This is a genomic window from Delftia sp. 60, assembly GCF_002754395.1.
Taxonomy (GTDB): domain Bacteria; phylum Pseudomonadota; class Gammaproteobacteria; order Burkholderiales; family Burkholderiaceae_C; genus Comamonas; species Comamonas acidovorans.
Window position 1 is genome coordinate 3,767,127 of the sequence record NZ_PEFD01000001.1, and the last position, 22,936, is coordinate 3,790,062.

Genomic DNA, 22,936 nt, shown 5'->3' on the forward strand with positions numbered 1-22,936 from the left:
GTTTTGCGCGGCGTGCCATGCACTGTTCCAGAAGAGGCCTGGAGCGGGGAAATACCGTTTAGTGATTCAGGCGCATCAGAAAAATTGATGTCCAGATCAACCCTTGCGGTATTTGCTGATGGCCCGTGGCCAGACCCCTGCGGTCATGCCGTCATGCCTGCTGCCAGCGTGCCTGCCAGATGCCGGCCGTGATCAGTTGCCGGGCCTGTGCCATCAGCGCCTGCTGGACCACCTGCAGCGCCGGGTCGCTGCTGCGGTTGGCCTGCACGGCCAGGAAGTAGCGGCGCAGCAGTTCGGGCGCCGTGACCTGGGCCACGATCCAGCCGTGCTGGATGGCCGTGGGCGCAGCCTTGGCTTCCTCGCGCAGCCAGGCGGGCGCATCGCTCAGCGAGCAGGCGGGCGTGAAGGTGAAGCCTGCGCCGCAGTGGTAGAGCGAGCGGATGACGCGGGCGGAATCGTGTTCGTGGACGATGTTCAGCCGCAGGTCCCGTGCGTCGGCCGCGGCCTCCACGGTCTGGCGGATGGAAAAGCGGCGCGACTGCAGCACCAGCGGCAGCTGGCAGGCGTGGGCAAAGTCCATGTGAGGCAGGCCGCCGTCCGGCGCGGGGCGCAGCAGCGGGGCCACGCTGCCATCGACGTCCTGGCCGCAGACGTAGATGGATTCCTCGGCCATGGGCTGCACCTGCATGTCGTGCAGGCTGGCCGTGTCCACAAGAATGGCCAGGTCTGCGCGCCGGTCCAGCATGGCCTTTTGCACCATGAGGCTGAGGTCGTCAAGCACGAAGATGCGTATGCGCGGGTGGCTGTTGCGCAGGCTGGCGATCACGGGGCCGGCCAGCAGGCTGGTCAGCAAAAAGGGCAGGGCGATGGTGACCGAGCCTTCGGGGCCCTGCGGCAGGCGCTGTATGCGCTCGCGCATCGCATCGGCGTCGGACAGCAGCCGGCGTGCGTCCTCGTACAGTTGGGCGCCGGCCGGCGTGGGAGTCACGCCGGCGTGGCTGCGCTCCAGCAACTGGGCGCCCAGCTCGCCTTCCAGCTTCTTGATCTGCGCCGTGAGCGCGGGCTGGGCCACGTACAGCGAGTGCGCGGCGCGCGAGAGGCTGCCCGCCTCCAGCACCGCGATGAAGTAGCGCAGCGCCCGCAGGTCCATCTCAGCCCAGGGGCGGTAGGTGGGGCGCAGGGCCTCGATGTCGCCTTCGGTCCAGGCGCGCAGTGCCTCCTGGGTGATCAGCAGCACCTGCTCGTCGCCCGAGCTGGTGTCCAGCCAGAACACGGGCAGGTCGGGGAAGGCGGCTTCGAAGAAGTCCTTTTCATTGCCGATTTCCAGCACGACCACGCCTTCCTTGGCCAGACGCGACGGCAGGTCCAGCAGCAGGCGGCGGATGAAGTCCATGCCGTCGGCGCCGCCGGCCAGCGCCAGTTCGGGCTCGGCCTGGTATTCGGCGGGCAGGCGCGACATGCTGTCGGCATTCACATAGGGCGGGTTGCACAGCACCAGGTCCCAAGGGCCGGGCAAGGCGGCCAGGCCATCGCTTTCCAGCAGCTGCACGCGCTCGGCGAGTTCATGGCGGTCCACGTTGATGCGCGCCACGGCCAGCGCGTCTGCCGAGATGTCGGCGCCCGTGACCTCGACCTCGGGCCAGGCCATGGCGGCCAGGCAGGCCAGGCTGCCGTTGCCCGTGCACAGGTCCAGCACGCGGCGCGTGCGGTCGGACAGCCAGCCGTCGATGCTGCCGTCGGCCAGCAGCTCGGCAATGAAGCTGCGCGGCACGATGGCGCGCTCGTCCACGTAGAAGGGCACGCCCTGCAGCCAGGCCTCGCGCGTAAGGTAGGCGGCGGGCTTGCGCGTTCGGATGCGCTCTGCAAACAGCTCGGCCACTTCGGTCTGCTGCTGGGCGCTGACGGCCTGGTCAGCCAGGGATTCGGGCGCGCCAGGCGCCAGTTCGCTGTCCAGCGGCAGGCCCAGCTTCCACAGCGTGAGCCAGGCCGCTTCGTCTTCGGCCGTGGCCGTGCCGTGGCCAAAGGCCACGCCGGCCGCCGTGAGCGCCGCGGCCCCGGAGGCCACGAGGTCGGCGATGGTGCTGCCCGAGATGGCGGGAATATTGGCAGGGGTGGGGGCGGATGTCATCGTCGGCTCCTTGGTCGCGTTCAGACGGCCTGCTGTCGCTGCAGCTCCTGGAGCGTGCGGCGGTAAATGTTTTTGATGGGCTCGATGTCGGCCACCACGATGTGCTCGTCGATCTTGTGGATGCTGGCGTTGGGCGGACCCACTTCCACGACCTGGCTGCAGATCTGGGCGATGAAGCGGCCGTCGCTGGTGCCGCCCGTGGTGGACAGCTCGGTCTCCAGGCCGGTCTCGGCGCGGATGGCGGCCTGCACGGCATTCACCAGCGTGCCCGGCGTGGTCAGGAAGGGCTGGCCGCCAATGGTCCAGGCCAGCTCGTACTCCAGCCCGTGGCGGTCCAGCACGGCGTGCACGCGCTGCTGCAGCGATTCGGCCGTGGACTCGGTGCAGAAGCGGAAGTTGAAGTCGATGGTCACATGGCCGGGAATGACGTTGGATGCGCCCGTGCCGCCATGCATGTTGCTGATCTGCCAGCTGGTGGGCGGGAAGAAGGCATTGCCCTCGTCCCAGCGCGTGGCGGCCAGCTCAGCCAGGGCCGGCAGGGCCTGGTGGATGGGGTTGCGCGCCAGCTGCGGGTAGGCGATGTGGCCCTGGATGCCCTTGACCGTGAGGCGCCCGCTCATGGTGCCCCGGCGGCCGTTCTTGATCATGTCGCCCGTGCGCTCCACCGATGTGGGCTCGCCGACGATGCACCAGTCCAGGCGCTCGCCGCGCTCGCGCAGCAGCTCGACCACGACCTTGGTGCCGTCCACCGAGGGGCCTTCCTCGTCGCTGGTGAGCAGCAGGGCAATGTCGAACGAGGGGGCCGGTGTCTCGGCCAGGAATTCCTCCAGCGCCACGACGAAGGCGGCGATGGAGGTCTTCATGTCACTGGCGCCGCGGCCGTACAGCTTGCCGTCGCGGTGCGTGGGCACGAAGGGCGGGCTGCTCCACTGCTCCAGCGGGCCGGTGGGCACCACGTCGGTATGACCGGCAAAGACCAGCACGGGCCGGTCGGCGCCTGTCCCGGAGCGCCGGGCCCAGAGGTTGCGCACGCGAAAGCTGTCGGGGCCGCTGTCGATGCGCTCGCAGGCAAAGCCCATGGGCTGCAGGGCATCGGCCAGGAGTTCGAGGCAGCCGGCGTCTTCGGGAGTGACGGAGGGCAGGCTGATCAGCTGCTCGGTCAGTTGCAGGGTGCGGGACATGGTGGGTGGAATCAAAAAACAAAAAAGTCGGAGGGCCGGCTGCCGCCAGCGTGCTCCGACATTGTGAACGCTGCGGGGCTGGCCGATCAGTTCGGCTTGACTTCCAGCATGATTTCCGTGAACGAGGGCATGTCGTCCTCGCCGGGCGTGGCCAGTTCGGCGAACTGGCTGGACGGCGCGGCATGGCTGGCCTTGACCACGTCGTTTTCCAGGCGCCACATCAGGTTGGTGGGCGAATCGGCGAAGGCCAGGGCTTCGGCGCGGTCGATGCGGCCGGAGCGGACCAGCTGCGCCAGCGCCTCTTCAAAGGTCTGCGAGCCTTCGGCCATGGATTTTTCCATGGCCTCCTTGACGCCCGAGAAGTTGCCGCGCTCGATCAGGTCGGCGATCAGCTTGGTATTGAGCATGACCTCGACGGCCGGCATGCGGCCGCCGTCCACGGTGCGCACCAGGCGCTGGGAGATCACGCCCTTGAGTGCAGCCGACAGCTCGCCCAGCATGGTGGGACGGATTTCCTCGGGGAAGAAGGACAGGATGCGGTTGAGCGCGTGGTAGCTGTTGTTGGCGTGCAGCGTGGCCAGGCACAGGTGGCCCGACTGCGCAAAGCCCATGGCCGAGGACATGGTCTCGCGGTCGCGGATTTCGCCGATCAGGATCACGTCAGGGGCCTGGCGCAGCGCATTCTTGAGCGCGATCTGCAGCGATGCCGTGTCCGAGCCCACTTCGCGCTGGTTGACGATGGAGCGCTTGTTGCGGAACTGGTATTCGATGGGGTCCTCGATGGTGAGGATGTGGCCCGTGAGCTTTTCGTTGCGCGCATCGATCATCGAGGCCAGCGTCGTGCTCTTGCCCGAGCCCGTGGAGCCCACGACCAGCAGCAGGCCGCGCTTTTGCATGATCAGCTCGCCCAGCACGGGCGGCAGGTTCAGCGTGTCCATGGCCGGAATGTGCTGGGCGATGAAGCGGATCACCACGGCGCAGCTGCCGCGCTGGTGCATGGCGCTGACGCGAAAACGCCCCACGCCGCGCAGCGGCACGCCCATGTTGAGCTCGCCCGTTTCGTCCAGCTCCTGCAGGCGCTCGGCCGGCACGATCTCGGCCAGCAGGCTGCGCGGCGCGTCGGGCGGCAGCAGCTGGTTGTTGATGGGCACGCATTCGCCGTTGATCTTGATCAGCGCCGGCGCGTTGACCGCCAGGTAGACGTCGGACGCCTGCTTCTCGCCCATCAGGCGCAAAATCCTCTCCATCGTGCCCATGTTTTCCCCCAAATTCGTGTACTGCCGCTGTTCTTGGATCGTCTGCACGCTCTTGTGACGTGAAACGGGCGTCCGCTGCCTGGTGGCCGGGGACGCCCTCGAGAGTATGCCTTGCTCCATCCCCTGAACAGGGGATGTTTTGGCGCCGCAACCACGCCTTTGGCGCGGTGCGGATGCGGATCAATCGCGCAGCAGGTCGTTCAGGCTCGTGGTGGAGCGTGTCTTGGCATCGACCTTCTTGACGATGATGGCGGCGTACATGCTGTAGCGGCCGTTGTCCTTGGGCAGGTTGCCCGACACCACCACCGAGCCGGCAGGCACGCGGCCATAGCTGGTCTCGCCGGTCGCACGGTCATAGATGGGGGTGGACTGGCCGATGTACACGCCCATGGAGATCACGGAGTTCTCTTCCACGATCACGCCTTCGACGATCTCGGAACGCGCGCCGATGAAGCAGTTGTCCTCGATGATGGTCGGGTTGGCCTGCAGCGGCTCCAGCACGCCGCCCAGGCCCACGCCGCCGGACAGGTGCACGTTCTTGCCGACCTGGGCGCAGGAGCCCACGGTGGCCCAGGTGTCGACCATGGTGCCTTCGTCCACATAGGCGCCGATGTTCACGTAGGAAGGCATCAGGATCGCGCCCTTGGCCACGAAGCTGCCGCGGCGGGCCACGGCCGGGGGCACCACGCGCACGCCGGTGGCGGCGATCTCGGCCTCGGTCATGCCGGCGAACTTGGTGGGGACCTTGTCGAAGAAGTTCAGGTCGCCGGACTGCATCAGCACGTTGTCCTTGAGGCGGAAGGACAGCAGCACGGCCTTCTTGATCCACTGGTGCACGGTCCACTGGCCCACGCCTTCGCGCGTGGCCACGCGCAGCTGGCCGTTGTTCAGGGCTTCGATCACGTGGTCCACGGCCTCGGTCACTTCCTTGGGGGCGGCAGCGGGGGAGAGGCTGGCACGGTTGTCCCAGGCGGTGTCGATGATGGATTGCAGCTGTTGCGTCATATGGCTTTGGTGATCAAAGGGTTTGTGAGGAAAGGGGAGCGCAGGGCTGTCTCAGCGCTGGCGCGATTCTATGAACTGTGCAATGCGCTGGGCGGCTTCCAGGCATTCTGCGGTCTCGGCCACCAGGGCCATGCGCACGCGCCCGGCGCCGGGGTTGCGGCCATTGGCCTCGCGCGCCAGGTAGCTGCCGGGCAGCACGGTCACGCCGGTGGCGGCATACAGCTCGCGTGCAAAGTCGGCGTCGTCCAGGCCCAGCGATTCGGGAATGCCGGCCCACAGGTAGAAGCTTGCGTCGGGCAGGCGCACATCCATCACGCGCGCCAGCACGGGCGTGACCTGGTTGAACTTCTCGCGGTACAGGCGGCGGTTTTCCTCGACATGGGCCTCGTCGGCCCAGGCCGCCATGCTGGCCGTCTGCACCACGGGGCTCATGGCACCGCCGTGGTAGGTGCGGTACAGCAGGAAGGCCTTGATCAGGGCCGCATCGCCCGCCACGAAACCGCTGCGCAGGCCAGGCACATTGCTGCGCTTGGACAGGCTGGTGAACATCAGCAGGTTTTTGTAGTCCGTGCGGCCCAGGCGCTGTGCGGCTTCCAGGCCGCCCAGGGGGGCGGTGCCGTCGAAATAGATCTCGCTGTAGCACTCGTCGCTGGCAATCACGAAGCCGTAGCGGTCGGACAGCGCAAACAGCTTTTCCCACTCGGCCAGCGGCATCACCGCGCCCGTGGGGTTGCCGGGCGAGCACACGAAGATCAGCTGGGTCTTTTCCCACACGTCGGCGGGCACGCTGTCCCAGTCCACCGCGAAGTTGCGTGCGGCGTCGCTGGGCGCGTAGTACGGCTGGGCGCCGGCCAGCAGGGTGGCGCCTTCGTAGATTTGATAGAACGGGTTGGGGCAGATCACGCGCGCGCCGTCCTGGCTGGCATCCACCACCACCTGGGTGAAGGCAAACAGTGCCTCGCGCGAGCCGTTGACGGGCAGCACCTGGGTGGCGGCGTCCAGGGCAATGCCATAGCGCTGGCGAGCCCATTGGGCGCAGGCCTCGCGCAGCGCGGGCTCGCCGGCTGTGGCGGGGTACTTGGCCAGGCCGCCGAGGTCGGCGCTCAGTGCCTGTTCGATGAACGCCGGCGTGGCATGGCGGGGCTCTCCGATGCCAAGGCTGATGGGGCGCACGCCCGCCGGTGGCTGGACCCCGGCGAACAGTTTGCGAAGACGCTCAAACGGGTAGGGCTGGAGTCGGGAGAGCAGGGGATTCATGGGCTCGCATTATGGATTGATGCGCTTTCGGCATGCCGTTGTCACAGGGGACTGCGGGTCTGCACGCTGGCTTTTTTGCATTCTGTTACCTATTCTGGCATGGTCTCGACTGGGGCCATGCCATCTCGTGTGGCGGGGCTTCGTGAACGGTGAATTCCAGATACCAATGACTAGAGAGGCAATCAGCTATGCAGGCAGGCGCTGGCATGGAAAAAGTGGGAAACAGGCATCGTAAGCATACATCCGGCCCTGGGGCCGGCTTCCTTGTATGCGCCGTGTGGGCATTGGCGGGGCCGCCGCTGGCGCTGGTGGCCGGTTCGGCGGGCTTGGGGCCCTGGGTTTGGGGTGCCTTGCTGCTGTGGGCCGGGCTGCTGCTGGGCGGCATGTACAGGCTTTGGTCGCGGGTGATCGGCGAGCGCGAATTGCTGCAGCAGGCCATGCAGGGCATCGCCCAGGGCGACCTGAGCCAGCGCGTGACCGTGGAGGCGGCCGCCTCGCAGGAGGGCGCCGGTGCTGTCCAGACGCCCAAGGCGCTGCTGGGAGGCATGGTCACCTCGCTGTCGGGCATGGTGGCCGATGTGCGCAGCAATGCGGCCCTGGTGGCGCAGGCCGGGCAGCAATTGGTGAACGAGCACCAGGCGCTGTCCGATCGCACCGAGCTGCAGGCCACCAACCTGGCCCAGACCGTGGTCAGCGTGGAGCAGTTGAGCAGCGCCGTGCAGCACAACGCCGATGTGGTGGGCGTGGTCCATCACCAGGCCAGCGCCGTGCGCGGCGCCGCCGATGAAGGCGTGGTGGCCATGGGCCGCGCCGTGGAGTCGGTGGAGACCATTGAGAACAGCGCCGGGCGCATGCGGGAGATCATCGGCGTGATCGACGGCATTGCTTTCCAGACCAATATCCTCGCGCTCAATGCCGCCGTGGAGGCCGCACGGGCTGGCGAGCAGGGCCGGGGCTTTGCTGTGGTGGCCAGCGAGGTGCGCTCCCTGGCCGGCCGCTCGGCGGAGGCGGCGCGCGAGATTCGCCACCTGATTGGCGATGCCTTGACCCAGGTGGAGCACAGCACCGAGTTGATCCGCACGGCCGGACGTGGCATGGAGCGCGTGACCGAAGGCATCCGCCAGGTGGCCGAGCACATGGGCGAGCTCTCGCAATCGACCGGCAGCCAGAGCACGGGCCTGGCCGAGATCAGCCGCGCCGTGCACCAGATCGACGAGATCACCCAGCACAACGCGCAGATGGTGGGCCACGCGCTGGACCAGGCACGCGCGCTGCAGCAGCGCGCGCAGATGCTGTCAGGGGCGGTGTCGCGCTTTCGCCTGCAGCAGGGCACGGCGGAGGAAGCCGTGGCCCTGGTCGAGTCGGCCCTGGGCCTAGCGCGGCGCGGCGTGGCCACCGAGGCACTGCTGGCCGCCGTGAACGACCCCGGCCAGCCCTTCCATGACCGCGATATGTACGTGTTCGCCCTGGCCGCCGACGGCAGCTACCGCGCCTTCGGCGGCAACCCTGCGCGTGTGGGCGTGCGCGTGCAGGAGCTGCCAGGCGTGCGGGGTGAGCAGTTGCTGGCCGACATCATTGCCCAGGCCGAGCGCGGCCCAGGCTGGGTGGAGTACGACTTCAGAAACCCTGCCACGCAACAGGTACAGACCAAGATGTCCTTCGTCTGCAAGCATGGCGGGCTGTACTGGGGTTGCGGGGTCTACAAGAGCCTGGCGCTGGCTGCGTAGGCCTGCCACGGCCTGCGTGGGTGCCTATGGCGGTCTATGACCATCGATGGGCATCCATAGGCCTGTACTGGCGGGCGTAGGCGGGTCTCGCTGCCCGCCCGCATCCACTCAATGCCCGTTGGGCGTTGAGGCGCCACCCGCACGCTGGGCGCGTGCGCGGGCCAGGATGGCTGCGATGGTGGCTTGCTTGCTGTCGGTCGCCAGGGGGGTGCCGGGCAGGGCGTGGAAGGGCTGGCGTCGTCGGCCATTTCCTGCTCACCCAATGCAAGAGGCATCTGCGCCCGGGCGGCACCCAGGCGTTCGCGCTCCTGTTCACGCTCTCGGCGCAGCACATAGCGCTGGCGCGCATGCTCGGCCTGCTGGGGGCTCCAGGCAGACCAGCCTGTGGCCGGGCCGCTGGCGTTGTGCAGTTCGATGCAATCGACCGGACACACGGGAATGCAGAGTTCGCAGCCCGTGCAGTGGGCGGCGATCACCGTATGCATGAACTTGTTGGCGCCCAGGATGGCATCCGTGGGGCAGGCCTTGATGCACAGGGTGCAACCGATGCACCATGCCTCGTCGATCACGGCCACGGTGCGCGGGGCTTCCGTGCCGTGCTCGGCGCTCAGTGGGACAGCGGGCCGGCCCGTCAGTGCAGCCAGCCTCTCCACTCCCGCAGCGCCCCCGGGGGGGCACTGGTTGATGCCGGCCTCGCCCGAGGCCACGGCCTGGGCATAGCTGGCGCAGTCGGGGTAGCCGCAACGCGTGCACTGCGTCTGCGGCAGCGCCGCGTCTATGCGTGCTGCCAGATCGTCGCGGGCAAGGATTGCGAAGGCGGACATGGCGTGCCGGGCTTGCTCGGTGCTCAGCCTGCCTGCACCTTGGCACCGCGCTTGCGCGGCTGCTCGGTGGCCGAGGGCGCGTCATCGCTCAGGCTGCTGGTGTGACCTGCCGCGCTGGCGGCCGTGGCGCTTTCGGGCTGGTGGGCACTGATGAATTCGCGCACCTGCGGGTAGACGATCTCTCTCCAGCGCCTGCCGCTGAAAATCCCGTAGTGGCCGGCGCCCGGCACTTCAAGGTGCTTGCGCTGATCGGCCGCGATGCCCGTGCACAGATCGTGCGCTGCGCGCGTCTGGCCCGAGCCGGAGATGTCGTCGAGCTCGCCTTCGACAGTCAGCAGGGCGCTGCCCTTGATGTCCTGCGGGCGCACCAGCTCGGCCTGCCCTTCGGGCGAACGCACTTCCCAGGTGCCATGGACCAGCTTGTAGTCCTGGAACACCGTGGCGATGGTCTCGAGGTAGTAGTCGGCATCCATGTCGAGCACGGCGTTGTACTCGTCATAGAACTTGCGATGGTGCTCGGCGCTGGCGTCGTCACCCTTGATCAGGTCCTTGAAGTAGTCGTAGTGGCTATTGGCGTGGCGGTCCGGATTCATGGCCACGAAGCCCGAGTACTGCAGGAAGCCCGGGTACACGCGGCGGCCTACGCCCGGATAGCCTTCGGGCACGCGGTAGATCACGTTGTTCTCGAACCACTCGAAGCTGCGGTTCTGCGCCAGGTTGTTCACCGAGGTCGGCGAACGGCGCGCGTCGATGGGGCCGCCCATCATGGTCATGGACAGCGGGGGCGTCTCGCCACGGCTGGCCATCAGCGACACCGCTGCCAGCACCGGCACCGTGGGCTGGCACACGCTGACCACGTGGCACTGGCCGTACTTGCCCTGCAGGTAGCGGATGAACTCCTGCACATAGTTCACGTAGTCGTCGAGGTGGAACTCGCCATCGGCCAGGGGCACCAGGCGGGCGTTCTTCCAGTCGGTGATGTAGACCTTGTGGCCGCCCAGCATGCTTTGCACCGTATCGCGCAGCAGCGTGGCGTAGTGGCCCGACAGCGGCGCCACGATCAGCACCACGGGCTGGCTCAGCATGGTCTGCAGCGTATCGGTGTCGTCGGAGAAGCGCTTGAAGCGGCGCAGCTCGCAAAACGGCTTGTCCACTTCGACGCGCTCGCGGATGGTCACGTCAACGCCGCCCACATCCACACTGTGCAGGTTGAATTCGGGCTTCTCGTAATCCTTGCCAAGGCGGTAGAACAGATCGAACCCGGCGGCCATGCGCTGGGACATCGGACCTTGGCTCAGCAACGAGTGGGGGTTGCTGTAGAGCTTGGCTGCAGCTTGCGCGAAATCGGCAAAGGGCTCGACCATGGCGCGCTGGATTTCGTAGAGCTGATAGAGCATGGATACAAGGGGTTGTTTGGATATGTTGCAGTGCAATATATCAGCAGCAAGCTAAGAAAATTGGTAGTAAAACCCCTTTGATGCTGTCGCGTAAGTGATAGTTTTTACCGATAGGCCTGGGCGACCGGCCGCCTCAGCCCTGGCCATCCTGCAATGCAGTCCCCCGCGCTAGGCGGCAAGCGCCGCCTCGGCCGGTTTGGTGCGCGCAAGCCGCATCACCTCTGAAGGCGGCAATTGCTTGAGCTGGTGATTGCTCCACACCTGGCGCCAGCGGCGCGCCCCCGCCAGCCCGTTGCGCAACCCCAACATATGCCGTGCGATGGAGTACCAGTGCGTGCCATGCGTGCGCGCCTCGCGCTCCATATACGCCACCATCTGCTCCTCGATGGACTCGCGTGTGTGCTCCATGCTCGCATCGCCGTAGTACAGCGCATCCCACGAGGCCAGCCACCAGGGGTTGTGATAGGCCTCGCGGCCCACCATCACGCCATCGACCTGCTGCAGCAGTTCCTGCACCGTGGCATCGGCCTTGATGCCGCCGTTGATGGCAATGGTCAGTTCCGGAAAATCCTGCTTGAGCCGGGCCACGATCTCGTAGCGCAGCGGCGGGATCTCGCGGTTTTCCTTGGGAGACAGGCCCTTGAGCCAGGCATTACGCGCGTGAACGATGAACACGCGGCAGCCCGCATCCGCCACCGTGCCCACGAAATCGCGCACGAACTCGTAGCTCTCATCCTTGTCGATGCCAATGCGGTGCTTCACCGTGACGGGTACATCCACCACATCCACCATCGCCTTCACGCAATCGGCCACCAGCGGCGCCTCGTTCATCAGGCAGGCGCCAAATGCGCCGCGCTGCACGCGCTCGCTGGGGCAGCCGCAATTGAGGTTGATCTCGTCATACCCCCACTGCGCCCCCAGCCGCGCGGCCTGCGCCAGATCGGAAGGCTCGCTGCCACCGAGCTGCAGCGCCACCGGATGCTCCTCGGCCTCGAAACGCAGATGCCGCGGCACATCACCGTGCAGCAACGCGCCCGTCGTCACCATCTCTGTGTAGAGCAAGGTGTGGCGGCTCAGAAGCCGGTGCAGGTAGCGGCAGTGTTTGTCGGTCCAGTCCATCATGGGCGCAACGGACATGCGCCACATGCTGGCAGGTGCTTGATTTTCTACGTTTGTCATTGATCTGATTGGGTTTTTTTCTCTGGCGTCATTACCTGATTCTTCGCCATTCAACCCCGTTTTTGCTGATTTTCTCGCTGGCTTTGCTACATCCTTCACCTGTAGCAAAACAGATGGGAGCATCACTTCACGCAAGCGCGCACACGGCTTGCTTACTCGCTTGCCTGCACCGCACAGATCCGGCTGATGGAGAACGGTACGTTCGTCCACCGAAAGCCAGACCTACCGTCGGAAAGTGCGGGCCAACGAGTGGCTGCGCAGGCGCGAGTACGAAATGGACCAGGAGCGCGCTTCCTGCCAGGCTATGCACAAGAAAATTTCAGTGGGGGAGCCACTGCGGGATTATGTCAGTGCGGCCGAATACGTGACTGAGTGGGGCCGTAGCAAAAAGGCCGACATCGCACGCCTGCAGGCCTCTGGTCGGGCCGACCTACAGGCCACCAAGCTCACAGTGCAGAATCTGATGGGCTACACCAAGAAGCGGCGCAAGGAAGGCGAGGCCGGCCCCGCCACCGCGCTCAATGACATGGTGTGGTTGCGCCAGGTCTTCCTGCATGCTTCGGCCGCGCGCGGCGTCGATGCGCCGCTGCAGGTGCTGGACCGTGCCAAGTCCGAGCTGCTGCGCACGCGGGTGATCGCCAAGCCAGCCCAGCGCTCGCGCCGGCTGCTGCCCGAGGAAGAGGCCAGGCTGCTGGAGCACTTCGCCAGCCGCGACGGCCGGGCGTCGATCCCCACGCGCGACATCATGCAGTTCGCGCTGCTCACGGCGCGTCGCCAGGAAGAGATATGCCGTCTGCGTTGGGACGATGTGGATTTCGAGAAGGGGGTTGAGTGGCTGGATGACGTGAAGCACCCCCGCATGAAGAAAGGCAACAGGCGGTGCTTTCGGGTGCTCAAAGCTGCGGCAGAGCTGATGATGCGCCAGCCACGCCAAGGTAGTGCGGAATTTGTCTTTCCATTCAACAACAGATCAGTGGGGGCCGCATTCACCAGAGCCTGTAATGTCCTTGGTATCGAGGATCTCCACTTCCATGACTTGCGTCATGAGGCAACGAGTAGGCTGTTTGAGAAGGGCTACAGTATTCAGGAAGTGGCGCAGTTCACGCTCCATGAAAGTTGGGCTACATTAAAGCGTTACACGCACTTACGACCGGAGATGGTGGTTGAGCGTTAATTTTAAAATGAATTGTTCTTTATTTAAAAGGAATATTTGTGAAAATTGTTACTTTGTATAATCATAAAGGCGGGGTGTCGAAGACAACGACTACTTTCAATTTGGCCTCTTATTTGGCTAGTATTGGACGAAAGGTATTGATGGTGGATGCAGATCCCCAATGCAATCTTACAGAAATTGCATTGGTGAAATTAATTGAAGATCTTGATCAAACATCAACGACTGCAAAAATTAAGGACTTGCCTGGAACTAGCATTCTGGATGCATTGAATCAGCGGATTAAGGGTGATACTGCAATAATCGATATATCTAAGATAAAAGTTAATGAGATTTCGAAAAACTTAGATTTATTGAGGGGGTCTGTTGATCTGAGTTCAATTGAAGACGACTTAGCGGAGGCTTATATTCAGCGGGCGAGCATGCGTACAAATTTAATGCGTACATATGTTGCTATAGGGGATTTCTTCGAAAGATTGGCGCAAAAGGAGGGCTATGATTATATTTTTGTGGATGTTGGCCCAAGTTCGGGCGCGTTAACGCGTGCCTTCTTCTTGGCATGTGATGTTTTTTATATACCTGCTGCACCGGATAGGTTTAATGTTCAAGCTATTGGAACGTTGTCCACGATAATTGATCGTTGGATGACGGAGCATGCACAGGTCGCAAATCAATATAAAGATCTTGGTTTGCCTATAAGGCATGGTAAGCCGGCATTTCTGGGGGCTGTCGTGCAGGCATTTAAATTGTATGCTGGAAAGGCGAAGCCGGGATATAAGCTTTGGATGACACGGCTTCCGGAGGAGATTAGAAACTCCTTAAAGCCTGTGATGAAAAAACATGGAAGCCTTAAAGAACTGTATTTGCCAAGTGCAACCAAGCCGATTGCGATTGAGGTTCCTGATTTTAATCAGCTTGCTCCATTAATGCAGGAAGTAGGGAAGGCTGTTTTTAATATTTCCAAGGCAGATACTGCGAGAATTACTGAAAGCGGGGAGCCTTGGAAAGGTAATAACTGGGCTCAGGCTTCTACAAGAATGGCTCATTACAAAGATTTGTTCAAAAAGTTGGCTGACCAGTTGGAGTCCCTGTAAATGGCTGATAGCTTAACTGGCGTGAATCTTAGGCCTTACTATGTTGCATTTTTAGACGTGCTTGGTTTCACTGAAATGGTAAATCAAGATTCAAAAGGAAGTAAGCAAGAGAATTTGAAGAAGTTATTTAGATGTCATCAAAGTGCTAGCTCAATATTTAGAGATGATGTTGAATGTTCAATAGTGCAATTTTCTGATTCGATTGTCATTTCAATGCCCTATAGTGCTGAAAAGTTTGTTTGGTTTATGAAGAGGGTGGCAGATTATCAGAGATTCTTGCTGGATGAGCATTTGGTGTGTCGTGGGGGAATAGCTGTGAATAAGCATTTTTCCAATGGTACATTTACTTTTAGTGCGGGGCTAATTGATGCTTACAGAGTGGAGAGTAAGTCGGCGAGATATCCTCGTGTAGTTGTATCAAAAGAAGTTCTAGATTTGGTTTTTCCTAACGGTAAAAAAGCGCCTAAACAGCTTATTGAAGAGGATGATGGGTTGTTTTTTATAGACTATATTGGTATGACTAAAAATAAAAAACCAAAACATTTGATCGAAGCAATAGAGATTGTTACTAGAGATTTGGTTGACAGTACAAATGCTTCTGTTAAAGAGAAAGGTGTTTGGCTTGCTGCGTATTCTGACTCTGTACTGAATACTAATTTTAGTCGGCCGAGGTTTATTTTTAACGGGACTTCTGCGATTTCCAAATCATCAATCAGTGATTGATTATTATGACTGACGATTAATTTTGCATCTTATCCCAATCATTCTGAGCCTTGTTTTTCGCCCTGTCTAAATAATCGGAAAGCTTTTGGGCATCGATAAGCCATGGACTCTTCTGTGATCCAATTCGAAAAGCTGGGACGGGAAGAGCCTGTCGTCCCGCAAGCTCGCAAGCTTTCTTAGGAGACATTCCAAATAGGTTGGCGCACTTCTCAACCGGTATGTGAGCGGTTCCGTATTCCGCCATAAGTGCAAAAAAGGTGTTCATTGCGTCTCGTCGCTCCTATGTCCGGCAACGGGCTCTTGAGGAGCCTCGCTTTGGAGACGCGTTTGGGTGGAGGCATCGGTTGAGCGCAGCCTCTCGGCCAGCGCGTCCAACTGATCGAAGGTGAAATACATACCGCGGATTGCGCGCATCGGGCTTGGCGTGTGGAAGGTGCCGCCGCACTGCTGCGCCAGTAGCACGAGAGGGGTGTTGATCATCGTCATGGCAGGAGACCAAGTTAGGAGGGAAAGGGCTCGATGCGGCGCGCGGGCGCCGGGTAGTAAAGGTGTCCGCCTACGCGACTGGGCAGCGTGAATGCATAGAAGCGCGAAGCCGGCAGGCCTGGATGCGGTTTCAGCTCCGTGCCCTGGTAGCAGTTGCTGGGAGGGGTGTAGGGCTTCTGGGGTGTGGTCTTGGACATGTCGATGCATAAATGAAGCGGCCCGCACTGGGCGGGCCATGGGGGCAGAGATGGACAAGCTGGCTGGGCAGCCGGATGTATTCAGTCAAAAAGATCGCCAGGCGCATGCAGCAGCGCAGCGGTGCATGCGTGGTTGAGCCAAAGCACTTCCACGCGCTCGCGTCCACCATCGGCCAGGGCCGCGCGCTCGCGCACCTCCCACCCTTCGTATAGCTCGGCTTACAGGTCGCAGTGGTAGCCAGAAACGATCACCATGCCCCGCAGTTCGTTGAGGGTGCCCGCCAGCCGGCAGTGGTCGTCGTCGGTCATCTCGTGGCGGTAGCCTTTTCCCGGGCGCACTACATGCGCCGAGTGCGTCTCGTGAACGTACGGCGGGTCGCAGTAGTGCAAGGTCTGCGGGCTGTCGTGCTGAAGCATCAAGTCGATGGCGTCGCGGTTCTCGATCACGACGCCCTGCAGCCGTTCGCAGAAGGTGGCCACTGCCACCGGGTAGTTGGTCCAGTCGCGTGCCGGATGGCCTGATTGCCTATTTCCGTTCGCTCGGAATCCGCTCTTTGTGCCGCTGGCAGAGCAACTGCCGAAGCCCATGAACGAACGGGACACGGTGCGCCGCGCCTGTTCGATCACGTCTTCGGTGGGCTCGTAGGCCAGGGCGAATTCCTCTCGCGCGAACGGTGTGAACTGCAGGGCCACGGCGAGCTGCTGGGACAGATCGGTATCGCGCAACACCTCGAAAAGGCTGACGATTTCCCGGTCCAGGTCGTTGTTGACCTCGACCAGCGTGGCGCGTAGTTTGCGCAGCAGCACGCTCGCCGCGCCGCCGAACGGCTCCGTGTAGATGCGGTTTGGGAAAGTGCTCAATGATCCACGGGGCGAGTCGGTACTTGCCGCCGTGATAGCGAAGGGCAGGGCGTTTGATTTCGTTCATGTGCTGACTGCCTTCACCATCCGTGCGGCCGTGCGCTGCAGGCTGGCGTTGAACCAGCGACGCAGCACGACTGGCGAGCGATGGAGAGGGGTTGGGTTCATGGGAGGCTCTAGGAATCAGAAAAGCCCTCGCGGCATTCACCGGGAGGGCTTTGGGGGATAAAGAAACCTGCTACGTGCGGGCTTGGGCTATTTAAAGTTGTTGTCGCGCACAGGGCACAGTTCAAATGCGCGGGCAGCGAAATAAAGTAGCGAATTATTAATGGCGGCCGAATTTAACTCTGCAACAGCCTCCGCTGGGGCGTCCGCGTCTTCTTCGTTTGCGATAAGGCAGTATTTCGGACTTAATGGCATTATTAGATATTCACCATAAGTGTCTGGTAATATAAATTCACCTACTGTTGCTCTAATTACTCCCCACTTGACTCCACTCAAATCGTGCGCCAGATCACCTATTCTTAGTTGCATAATCGGTCCAGCAAGCATTCTTCCTGGCAAAAATCCATTAGGAAGTGTTGTTATAAGCCCGTGATGCTCACCCTGGTCCATGGCATCCTTGGGTATCTCGCGATCAGGTATCCCAAGAAAAGTATCTTTTATCGGATTTATCGCTATTGAGTGTCTGTTTCGCCAAATAGCGAACATATTTGTAATGACTCGATTTGAATTACTGTCTAAATTCTTAGCGTTTCGCTGAAGAATTTTAGTGGCAATGATTCCAAAATTTCTCTCAACTTCAGCAAAAAACGCACCGCTTTCTGATCTTTGATCCCAAGATCTATTGGTTGTGAATGGCGGGCTATTAATTCCAATGGATTTTATACTGCCTGATGGCTTGTCAAAAATTTGAATCTTGCCACTCTTGCGCTCCATAAATCTTCGTAAGATTGATCCGGAAATAACGTGCTGATTAAGTGTTATTTGCTTTGGTTTGTCAATTTTGTGTGCCATGGTTTCATGCGCTCTTTGACGGCGGATAAATAGTAATCGATGAGTTATTCCAGGTCTGTATCCCGATGAAATTATCAGAACAGCGCGCAGCTTTGGCGCGCGCTGTGCTCATCCCTCGATCAGGCTGTGAGGTTGATCTGGAACGGTGCCCGGTCTTTGCCGTTGATCCAGTTCGGGGGCTTGCCCCGGCCAGTCCAGGTCGCGTCGGTCTCAGGGTCACGGAACTTGGGCGCGCCCACCGAGCCCTTCGCCTTGGAGCCGGAGGCGGGGAACACGTCTTGCTCGGTCAGCTGATAATGATGAATTAGGTCACGAGCCTGAGCTACCGCGCCTGCCTTCTCCGTCTTCATCACTTCAGCGATGCGTGCATCCAGCTCGGCCTTTTGCTGCAGCAGGGTTTTGTATTCGCTCATTGTTTTTTCTCCAGTAGGGTTTCGAAAAGTGGGGCCCTTCTTTTGGTAGGGCCATGGATTAAAAGTTCTGGTCATGCCGCAATTGCGGGAGCCAGGAGGAATGCACCGGCAAAGCCAGTGCTGCCGGCCAGCAGGCTCATGCCCGCGAGGCCAAGGAAAACGCTGCGAAGGCTCATGGCTGAGCTTGGAAGCTATCGCGCACGTCGGCGATATGGGCGATCAGGCCATCGCAGAGCGCCGCGAAACTGGTGGCAGGCATGTGCACGGCGCCCCGGTCCTTGACGGTCTGGACGCCCACCGCGTTGGCGGTCGTGGCGCTGATCTCGAAAATGCCCAGGCGCGCGTTGATCTGGCCCAGCTTCAACGTCTGGCCGCTAGCCACCAGTTCCTGCAACTGCAGCTGGTCCAGCGCGGCAGGCTGGGTTGCGGCTGGCCGCGCGGGCTCTGGCGCAGGCAGTGGTGGGCTTATCGTTTCGGCATGCAGCTCGGGCTGCGAAGCCAGGTCGAAGCCGATCAGCTCGGGTTGCGGCGACGCCTCGGCGCTGGCTGCAGGCGCCGGCTCCGGGTGTGTGGCCGTGAATTCCGCAACGCACTGCGCGTAGTAGGTTCGGGCCAGTTCAAGCTTCACGTCCATCTGAGCCTCCAGCGCGCGGTCGCGCTCGATGGCCCAGGTGGTCAGGCGCATGTGCTCGGGGATGTGCTCGACCAGGTGAAGCTGCTGCGGCTCGTACTGGCCCAGCAGTTCCTCGGGCGTGTTGACCATGGCGTAGTTGACCTCCCAGCGGTCCACGTCCCACAGGCGCATTTAGCCGCGCATCTGCCATGCATACAGCGAGTCCTCGCAGTCGCGCACGAATGCGGGGATCCGCGGCGCCAATGGCACGCTGATCCTGTTCGCGAGCCTGCAGAGCCACACGGTGGACTCGATCAAGTCCTATGAGGCCATCGACATCGTGTGGGTGGAAGAGGCCCAGAGCGTCAGCGCGCGCAGCTGGGAGGTGCTGGTGCCGACGATCCGCTGGCCTGGTTCGGAGATCTGGCTCACGCTCAACCCGGACCTGGCCACGGATGCCACCTATGCGCGGTTTATCGAGGCCGCCGACAGCGACACCTGGCTGTGCGAAATCAACTGGCGAGACAACCCCTGGTTTCCAGAGGTGCTGGCGAAGGAGCGCCGCCGGCACTTCAAGCGCGACCCGGACACCTACTGGAACGTGTGGGAGGGCCAGCCCAAGCGTACCGTGGCGGGCGCGATCTATGCCAAGGAGGTGGAGCGCCTGTACAACGACGACCGCGTGTGCCTGGTGCCCTACAACCCCAAGCTGCCCGTGCACACGGTCTGAGACCTGGGCTCGGCCGACAACATGGCCATCGCATTCGTGCAGCGCACGGCCATGGATTTCCGCGTCATCGACTTCATGCAGGACAACCAGAAGACGCTCGAATGGTACGTGGAGCAGATGGAAAAGCTTCCCTACCGCTGGGGCACGGACTTCCTGCCGCACGACGGCGCCCACGGCGACTTCAAGACCGGGCAGACGGCCCAGCAGATCCTGGAGGACATGGGCCGCCAGGCGGAGGTGCTGGAGCGCGCGGGCCTGGAGTCGGTTATGGCAGCAAAGGCTGATGGGCATGCAGCTGATGCAGCCCTGATGAGTGATTCCTGGCCCAACACGTCGCGTTGACCAGCGCGCGGGCGGGCAAAAGGAAAAGCCACCCGGAGGTGGCTTGTGTCTCAGACTTGTCGTCGCCGCATCCTTGCCAGTCCGAACATTGACATCAGCGCCGACAACACGATGAGGCCCCACTCAGAAATCGTGGGAATTGCGTGCGAGGCTGCAGGTGACGCCAGCAACATGGGCGCGAAAGGATCCGTGATCACGCCCGGCACGGTGGTCTCGTTGTCGCCCTCGCCGTCATCCGTGACGCTGTAGCTCACCGAATTGCCATTGACAGCCAGGTCCGGCGGCGTGAACCAGCCGACCTGCATGGGCGGCTGGCCGTGGGGGCCATATTTTTGCATCGTCAAACCCGCCAGGCTGCCGGCCGGGTAGTCCACCTGAACCTGTAGCTTGGCGCCTGCGCAGCCAGTGGTACTGAAGAACAGCGCACCCACTGGGAAGGATGCATTCGCCGGTGCACTGGGAATGCCCGACGCACTGATGCGAAGGGTTCCGGGGGACACCGTGCAACCCGCCTGGGTGCTGGTGACCAGTACGGACGCATTGCCTGCGTTGCCGGGCAGCGGTACGGTTTCGGCGACCGGTGCTGTCACAGCTACTGAATAGGCCCGTGAGCCTGTGGCACCGTTGGCATCCGTGGCCGTCACTGTAAAGCTGCTGGTGCCGCTGGAGGAAGGGGTTCCGCTGATGGTGCCCGTCGATGTATTGAGGGACATACCTGCTGGAAGGCTGCCTGAACTGATGGTGTAGCTATAGGGAGCGGTGCCACCCGACGCGCTGATCGTGGCGCTATATGTGGTGCCTTGGAGCCCTGCGTTCAGGGAAGCCGGCGCCACAGCCAAGGTCGGGGCACTGACGGTGATGGATACCGTGGCCGGGCTGGAAGTGCCGCTGGCATTGGTGGCGGTGTAGGTGAAGCTGTCAGGGCCTGAGTAACCGGTTGTCGGTGTGTAAGTGACGCTGGTCCCGCTGGCCGTGGCAGTGCCGTGGCTGGCTGCGCTGGCGATGGCCACGCTAGTGGCTGCGCCGCCGCTAAGGTTCAGTGTGATGGGGTTGGCACTGCTGTTGGCAGCAACCGTGGCGCTGACGGCGCCGGCGACGGGCGCTTGGGCATTGATTGCAAATGTGTAGGCTCTTGATCCCGTGGCACCGTTGGCATCTGTTGCCGTGATGGTCAGGTTGGTGGTACCACTGGAGGAGGGCGTACCGCTGATCAGTCCGGTAGAGACGGTCAGGCTCAGCCCGATGGGAAGAGTGCCAGCGGTAATGGTGTAGGTGTAGGGCGCCATCCCACCGGAGGCAGACAAGGTGGTGCTGTAGCTTGAGCCGGTCGTGCCGTTGGGCAGGCTGGTGGGAGTTAGCGCAATTGTCGGAGCGCTGACGGTGACGGATACCGTGGCCGGGCTGGAAGTGCCTGTGGCATTGGTGGCGGAATAGGTGAAGCTGTCCGGGCCTGAGTAGCCTGCCGTGGGTGTGTAAGTGATGCTGGTCCCGCTGGCCGTGGCAGTGCCGTGGCTGGCTGCGCTTGCGACCGCCACACTGACAGCAGCGCCGCCGCTGAGATTAAGCGTGATGGGATTGGAACTGCTGTTGGCGGCTACTGTGGCGCTTACTGGTCCAGCGACAGGCGCCTGGGGTGCGATCACGAATGTGTAGGCTCTTGATCCCGTGGCACTGTTGGCATCTGTGGCGGTAATGGTCAGGTTGGCGGTGCCACTGGCGAAGGGCGTGCCGCTGATCAATCCGGTGGAGGTATTCAGGGCCAGTCCGGGAACAAGACTTCCAGCGGTAATGGCATAGGTGTAGGGCGCGGTCCCCCCTGATGCCGAAACGGTGGCGTTGTAGGGGAAATTGACGAAGCCGTTGGGCAGGCTGGCCGGGGCTATGGCAAGGATCGGGGCACTGACCGTGATGGACACCGTGGGCGGGCTGGAGGTGCCTGTGGTATTGGTGGCGGTATAGGTGAAGCTGTCCGGGCCCGAGTAACCAGCCGTGGGTGTGTAAGTGACGCTGGTTCCGCTGGCCGTGGCAGTGCCGTGGCTGGCTGCGCTGGCGACTGCCACGCTGGTGGCGGTGCCGCCACTGAGGCTCAGTGTGATGGGGTTGGCGCTGCTGTTGGCTGCGACCGTGGCGCTCACTGCCCCTGCAACAGGCGCTGGCACGTTGTAGGTATATCCATTGGTAAGAGTGGCCGAACCGCCAGGCGTAATGACCGCAACATTCACAGCGCCTGCAGCGTGGGCCGGCGTGGTGGCCGTAATTGTGGTGGCGTTGTTGACGGTGTAGCCCAAGGCAGCTGTACCTCCGAAGCTGACTGCAGTGGCGCCCGTCAGATTGTTACCGGTGAGCGTGACCGAGGTGCTGCCGGTGGTACTGCCGCTGTTGGGGGAGACGTTCGTCAGCATGGGCACAGCGGAACTGGTGACCAACAGGTGATACGTGGCCACACCACCGTCGTTGTGGCCGTCATTCAGAGTGATGCTGAAGGTATACGCGCCGGCTGTGGTGGGGGTGCCATGCAAGAGCGTGGTCGCCGAGCCTGGCGAAGCGTCCAGTATGAGCCCTGGCGGGAGGCAAGGCGTCACTCCGTCATAGCTTGGATCCTCTGCGTCACACTCTACCCACATGTCCAAAGGCATTGTGCCCCCTATGGACGATATGGTGATGCTCATGGACTGTCCTACGGCGATGGTCGGTAGCGTGCTTCCTGAGGCTGGGTTCGTGATAACCGGAGCTGCGGCATGCGCGCAAGTCAGCAGCAAGAACAACTGCAGAAAAAAAACGGCGATCCCTCGAGAAAACCAAGGTAAGAGCCCTTTTTTTTGCTGAATTTTAATCATGTAGGCCATTGCTAATTACCTGGTTTTAGGTTTGGAAGAATGTTTTTGCTATTGAGAATTTCTTCTCGATGGTTGGGATCAAGTCGCGAAAGGACATGGCTTGAATGCATTCGTTGCTGTCAATGGCTAGAGTATCGCTCAGTGATTTTAGTAATAAAAAGTATATTTTCCTATCACTCATTTCTCTGTGCAAATGGCCAGCGTCGTTGGGTAAGGATGGTTGTCGGTGGATTTTTCACGATGTTCCCCACTCGTACCAAGCCTGCCAACCTGCCGTGATTCAAACCACGTAAGGACGCACACATGAGCTTGAACGACGACAACCTGCGCCTCCTGTCCGACGCCGAGCGCGAGGCCATGGAAGACGACGGCAAGTACGACCCTGACACCGACAACGCAGCAGCGCTGGCGGCCCTGGGTCGCTTCCCTCTCGATGCGGAAGTGGAGGAAGAGAGCAACGACGACGCAGCTGACGCGGGCAACGGCATGTCCGGCTAA

General features: G+C 61.8%; 22 protein-coding genes and 2 pseudogenes. 7 read left to right on the forward strand and 17 right to left on the reverse strand.

Going from position 1 to position 22,936, the window contains the following annotated elements; genetic code table 11:
* Positions 1-151: 151 nt before the first annotated feature.
* The 6 genes and pseudogenes from CLV01_RS17105 to dapC form a co-directional block, all read right to left on the reverse strand.
* Positions 152-1,150, reverse strand: a complete 999-nt coding sequence (locus CLV01_RS17105; RefSeq protein WP_012205446.1) for a LysR family transcriptional regulator — start codon at positions 1,148-1,150, stop codon at positions 152-154.
* A gap of 24 nt (positions 1,151-1,174) precedes the next feature.
* Positions 1,175-2,128, reverse strand: a pseudogene (prmB, locus tag CLV01_RS17110) (50S ribosomal protein L3 N(5)-glutamine methyltransferase); the annotation flags it as partial.
* Between the two features lie 20 nt (positions 2,129-2,148).
* Entirely contained in the window at positions 2,149-3,309 is a 1,161-nt protein-coding gene (gene dapE, locus CLV01_RS17115; protein WP_034393204.1) for a succinyl-diaminopimelate desuccinylase, read from the reverse strand.
* Positions 3,310-3,395: 86 nt separating this feature from the next.
* A complete protein-coding gene (locus CLV01_RS17120) occupies positions 3,396-4,565 on the reverse strand; it encodes a PilT/PilU family type 4a pilus ATPase (RefSeq protein ID WP_012205449.1) in 1,170 nt (389 codons plus the stop codon).
* 180 nt (positions 4,566-4,745) lie between these two features.
* Positions 4,746-5,570: a 2,3,4,5-tetrahydropyridine-2,6-dicarboxylate N-succinyltransferase gene (dapD, locus tag CLV01_RS17125; protein WP_012205450.1), complete on the reverse strand. Its 825-nt coding sequence runs from the start codon at positions 5,568-5,570 to the stop codon at positions 4,746-4,748.
* Positions 5,571-5,621: 51 nt separating this feature from the next.
* Positions 5,622-6,827, reverse strand: coding sequence for a succinyldiaminopimelate transaminase (gene dapC, locus CLV01_RS17130; protein ID WP_013802542.1), 1,206 nt, complete (start codon positions 6,825-6,827; stop codon positions 5,622-5,624).
* Positions 6,828-7,015: 188 nt separating this feature from the next.
* Between dapC and CLV01_RS17135 the strand changes: the two genes are divergently transcribed.
* A complete protein-coding gene (locus CLV01_RS17135) occupies positions 7,016-8,554 on the forward strand; it encodes a methyl-accepting chemotaxis protein (protein ID WP_099733707.1) in 1,539 nt (512 codons plus the stop codon).
* A gap of 108 nt (positions 8,555-8,662) precedes the next feature.
* On the opposite strand, the pseudogene rsxB reads toward CLV01_RS17135, so the two are convergent.
* From rsxB to dusA, 3 genes and pseudogenes are all read right to left on the reverse strand, one after another.
* Positions 8,663-9,378, reverse strand: a pseudogene (gene rsxB, locus CLV01_RS17140) (electron transport complex subunit RsxB).
* 23 nt (positions 9,379-9,401) lie between these two features.
* A complete protein-coding gene (locus CLV01_RS17145; protein ID WP_034393218.1) occupies positions 9,402-10,775 on the reverse strand; it encodes a polyhydroxyalkanoate depolymerase in 1,374 nt (457 codons plus the stop codon).
* Between the two features lie 168 nt (positions 10,776-10,943).
* A complete protein-coding gene (dusA, locus tag CLV01_RS17150; protein WP_082001451.1) occupies positions 10,944-11,954 on the reverse strand; it encodes a tRNA dihydrouridine(20/20a) synthase DusA in 1,011 nt (336 codons plus the stop codon).
* A gap of 274 nt (positions 11,955-12,228) precedes the next feature.
* On the opposite strand from dusA, the gene CLV01_RS17155 reads away from it, so the two are divergent.
* From CLV01_RS17155 to CLV01_RS28830, 3 genes are read left to right on the forward strand one after another with little or no spacing between them, the layout of a single operon-like run.
* Positions 12,229-13,128 carry a site-specific integrase gene (locus tag CLV01_RS17155; RefSeq protein WP_099733706.1) on the forward strand — a complete coding sequence of 300 codons (900 nt, stop codon included), beginning with the start codon at positions 12,229-12,231 and terminating at the stop codon, positions 13,126-13,128.
* Positions 13,129-13,166: 38 nt separating this feature from the next.
* Complete coding sequence (locus tag CLV01_RS17160) at positions 13,167-14,219, forward strand: ParA family protein (protein ID WP_099733705.1); 1,053 nt, start codon at positions 13,167-13,169, stop codon at positions 14,217-14,219.
* The gene (locus tag CLV01_RS28830; protein ID WP_143290037.1) at positions 14,220-14,942 is read left to right on the forward strand and encodes a hypothetical protein; all 723 of its coding nucleotides are present in this window, start codon (positions 14,220-14,222) and stop codon (positions 14,940-14,942) included.
* A 16-nt stretch (positions 14,943-14,958) separates the two neighbouring features.
* On the opposite strand, the gene CLV01_RS17165 is transcribed toward CLV01_RS28830, so the two are convergent.
* The 7 genes from CLV01_RS17165 to CLV01_RS17190 form a co-directional block, all read right to left on the reverse strand.
* Entirely contained in the window at positions 14,959-15,207 is a 249-nt protein-coding gene (locus CLV01_RS17165; protein WP_099733704.1) for a pyocin activator PrtN family protein, read from the reverse strand.
* Positions 15,204-15,428: a hypothetical protein gene (locus CLV01_RS17170; RefSeq protein WP_099733703.1), complete on the reverse strand. Its 225-nt coding sequence runs from the start codon at positions 15,426-15,428 to the stop codon at positions 15,204-15,206. The genes CLV01_RS17165 and CLV01_RS17170 overlap by 4 nt, the downstream gene beginning before the upstream one ends.
* Positions 15,429-15,442: 14 nt before the next feature.
* Positions 15,443-15,625 carry a hypothetical protein gene (locus CLV01_RS17175; protein ID WP_099733702.1) on the reverse strand — a complete coding sequence of 61 codons (183 nt, stop codon included), beginning with the start codon at positions 15,623-15,625 and terminating at the stop codon, positions 15,443-15,445.
* 219 nt (positions 15,626-15,844) lie between these two features.
* The gene (locus CLV01_RS17180; protein ID WP_257221349.1) at positions 15,845-16,486 is read right to left on the reverse strand and encodes a DNA adenine methylase; all 642 of its coding nucleotides are present in this window, start codon (positions 16,484-16,486) and stop codon (positions 15,845-15,847) included.
* Positions 16,487-16,741: 255 nt separating this feature from the next.
* Positions 16,742-17,503 (reverse strand): hypothetical protein, encoded by a 762-nt coding sequence (locus CLV01_RS28835; RefSeq protein WP_143290036.1) that lies wholly within the window; start codon positions 17,501-17,503, stop codon positions 16,742-16,744.
* A 119-nt stretch (positions 17,504-17,622) separates the two neighbouring features.
* Positions 17,623-17,916, reverse strand: coding sequence for an H-NS histone family protein (locus CLV01_RS17185; protein ID WP_099733701.1), 294 nt, complete (start codon positions 17,914-17,916; stop codon positions 17,623-17,625).
* Between the two features lie 172 nt (positions 17,917-18,088).
* Positions 18,089-18,721: a hypothetical protein gene (locus CLV01_RS17190; protein ID WP_180288416.1), complete on the reverse strand. Its 633-nt coding sequence runs from the start codon at positions 18,719-18,721 to the stop codon at positions 18,089-18,091.
* Between the two features lie 97 nt (positions 18,722-18,818).
* On the opposite strand from CLV01_RS17190, the gene CLV01_RS29625 reads away from it, so the two are divergent.
* Positions 18,819-19,259, forward strand: a complete 441-nt coding sequence (locus CLV01_RS29625; protein ID WP_257221588.1) for a phage terminase large subunit — start codon at positions 18,819-18,821, stop codon at positions 19,257-19,259.
* 21 nt (positions 19,260-19,280) lie between these two features.
* Positions 19,281-19,601: a hypothetical protein gene (locus CLV01_RS29630; protein ID WP_257221350.1), complete on the forward strand. Its 321-nt coding sequence runs from the start codon at positions 19,281-19,283 to the stop codon at positions 19,599-19,601.
* Positions 19,602-19,651: 50 nt separating this feature from the next.
* Here the strand turns inward: CLV01_RS29630 and CLV01_RS17200 are convergent, their stop codons facing one another.
* On the reverse strand, positions 19,652-22,447 hold the full coding sequence (locus tag CLV01_RS17200; RefSeq protein ID WP_257221351.1) for an IPTL-CTERM sorting domain-containing protein: 2,796 nt from the start codon (positions 22,445-22,447) through the stop codon (positions 19,652-19,654).
* A 294-nt stretch (positions 22,448-22,741) separates the two neighbouring features.
* Between CLV01_RS17200 and CLV01_RS17205 the strand changes: the two genes are divergently transcribed.
* A complete protein-coding gene (locus CLV01_RS17205) occupies positions 22,742-22,936 on the forward strand; it encodes a hypothetical protein (protein WP_180288417.1) in 195 nt (64 codons plus the stop codon).

Excerpts from the sequence above, each read along its gene's own strand:
- CLV01_RS29630 (WP_257221350.1), top strand. The coding sequence starts at position 19,281 with ATGGCCATCGCATTCGTGCAGCGCACGGCCATGGATTTCCGCGTCATC.
- dusA (WP_082001451.1), bottom strand. The coding sequence starts at position 11,954 with ATGACAAACGTAGAAAATCAAGCACCTGCCAGCATGTGGCGCATGTCC.
- CLV01_RS17145 (WP_034393218.1), bottom strand. The coding sequence starts at position 10,775 with ATGCTCTATCAGCTCTACGAAATCCAGCGCGCCATGGTCGAGCCCTTT.
- dapD (WP_012205450.1), bottom strand. The coding sequence starts at position 5,570 with ATGACGCAACAGCTGCAATCCATCATCGACACCGCCTGGGACAACCGT.
- CLV01_RS17205 (WP_180288417.1), top strand. The coding sequence starts at position 22,742 with ATGAGCTTGAACGACGACAACCTGCGCCTCCTGTCCGACGCCGAGCGC.
- CLV01_RS28830 (WP_143290037.1), top strand. The coding sequence starts at position 14,220 with ATGGCTGATAGCTTAACTGGCGTGAATCTTAGGCCTTACTATGTTGCA.
- CLV01_RS17170 (WP_099733703.1), bottom strand. The coding sequence starts at position 15,428 with ATGACGATGATCAACACCCCTCTCGTGCTACTGGCGCAGCAGTGCGGC.
- CLV01_RS17190 (WP_180288416.1), bottom strand. The coding sequence starts at position 18,721 with ATGCGCCTGTGGGACGTGGACCGCTGGGAGGTCAACTACGCCATGGTC.
- dapC (WP_013802542.1), bottom strand. The coding sequence starts at position 6,827 with ATGAATCCCCTGCTCTCCCGACTCCAGCCCTACCCGTTTGAGCGTCTT.
- CLV01_RS28835 (WP_143290036.1), bottom strand. The coding sequence starts at position 17,503 with ATGGCACACAAAATTGACAAACCAAAGCAAATAACACTTAATCAGCAC.
- CLV01_RS17135 (WP_099733707.1), top strand. The coding sequence starts at position 7,016 with ATGCAGGCAGGCGCTGGCATGGAAAAAGTGGGAAACAGGCATCGTAAG.
- CLV01_RS17185 (WP_099733701.1), bottom strand. The coding sequence starts at position 17,916 with ATGAGCGAATACAAAACCCTGCTGCAGCAAAAGGCCGAGCTGGATGCA.
- CLV01_RS17175 (WP_099733702.1), bottom strand. The coding sequence starts at position 15,625 with ATGTCCAAGACCACACCCCAGAAGCCCTACACCCCTCCCAGCAACTGC.
- dapE (WP_034393204.1), bottom strand. The coding sequence starts at position 3,309 with ATGTCCCGCACCCTGCAACTGACCGAGCAGCTGATCAGCCTGCCCTCC.
- CLV01_RS17105 (WP_012205446.1), bottom strand. The coding sequence starts at position 1,150 with ATGGACCTGCGGGCGCTGCGCTACTTCATCGCGGTGCTGGAGGCGGGC.
- CLV01_RS17120 (WP_012205449.1), bottom strand. The coding sequence starts at position 4,565 with ATGGGCACGATGGAGAGGATTTTGCGCCTGATGGGCGAGAAGCAGGCG.
- CLV01_RS17165 (WP_099733704.1), bottom strand. The coding sequence starts at position 15,207 with ATGAACACCTTTTTTGCACTTATGGCGGAATACGGAACCGCTCACATA.
- CLV01_RS17155 (WP_099733706.1), top strand. The coding sequence starts at position 12,229 with ATGGACCAGGAGCGCGCTTCCTGCCAGGCTATGCACAAGAAAATTTCA.
- CLV01_RS17200 (WP_257221351.1), bottom strand. The coding sequence starts at position 22,447 with ATGGCCTACATGATTAAAATTCAGCAAAAAAAAGGGCTCTTACCTTGG.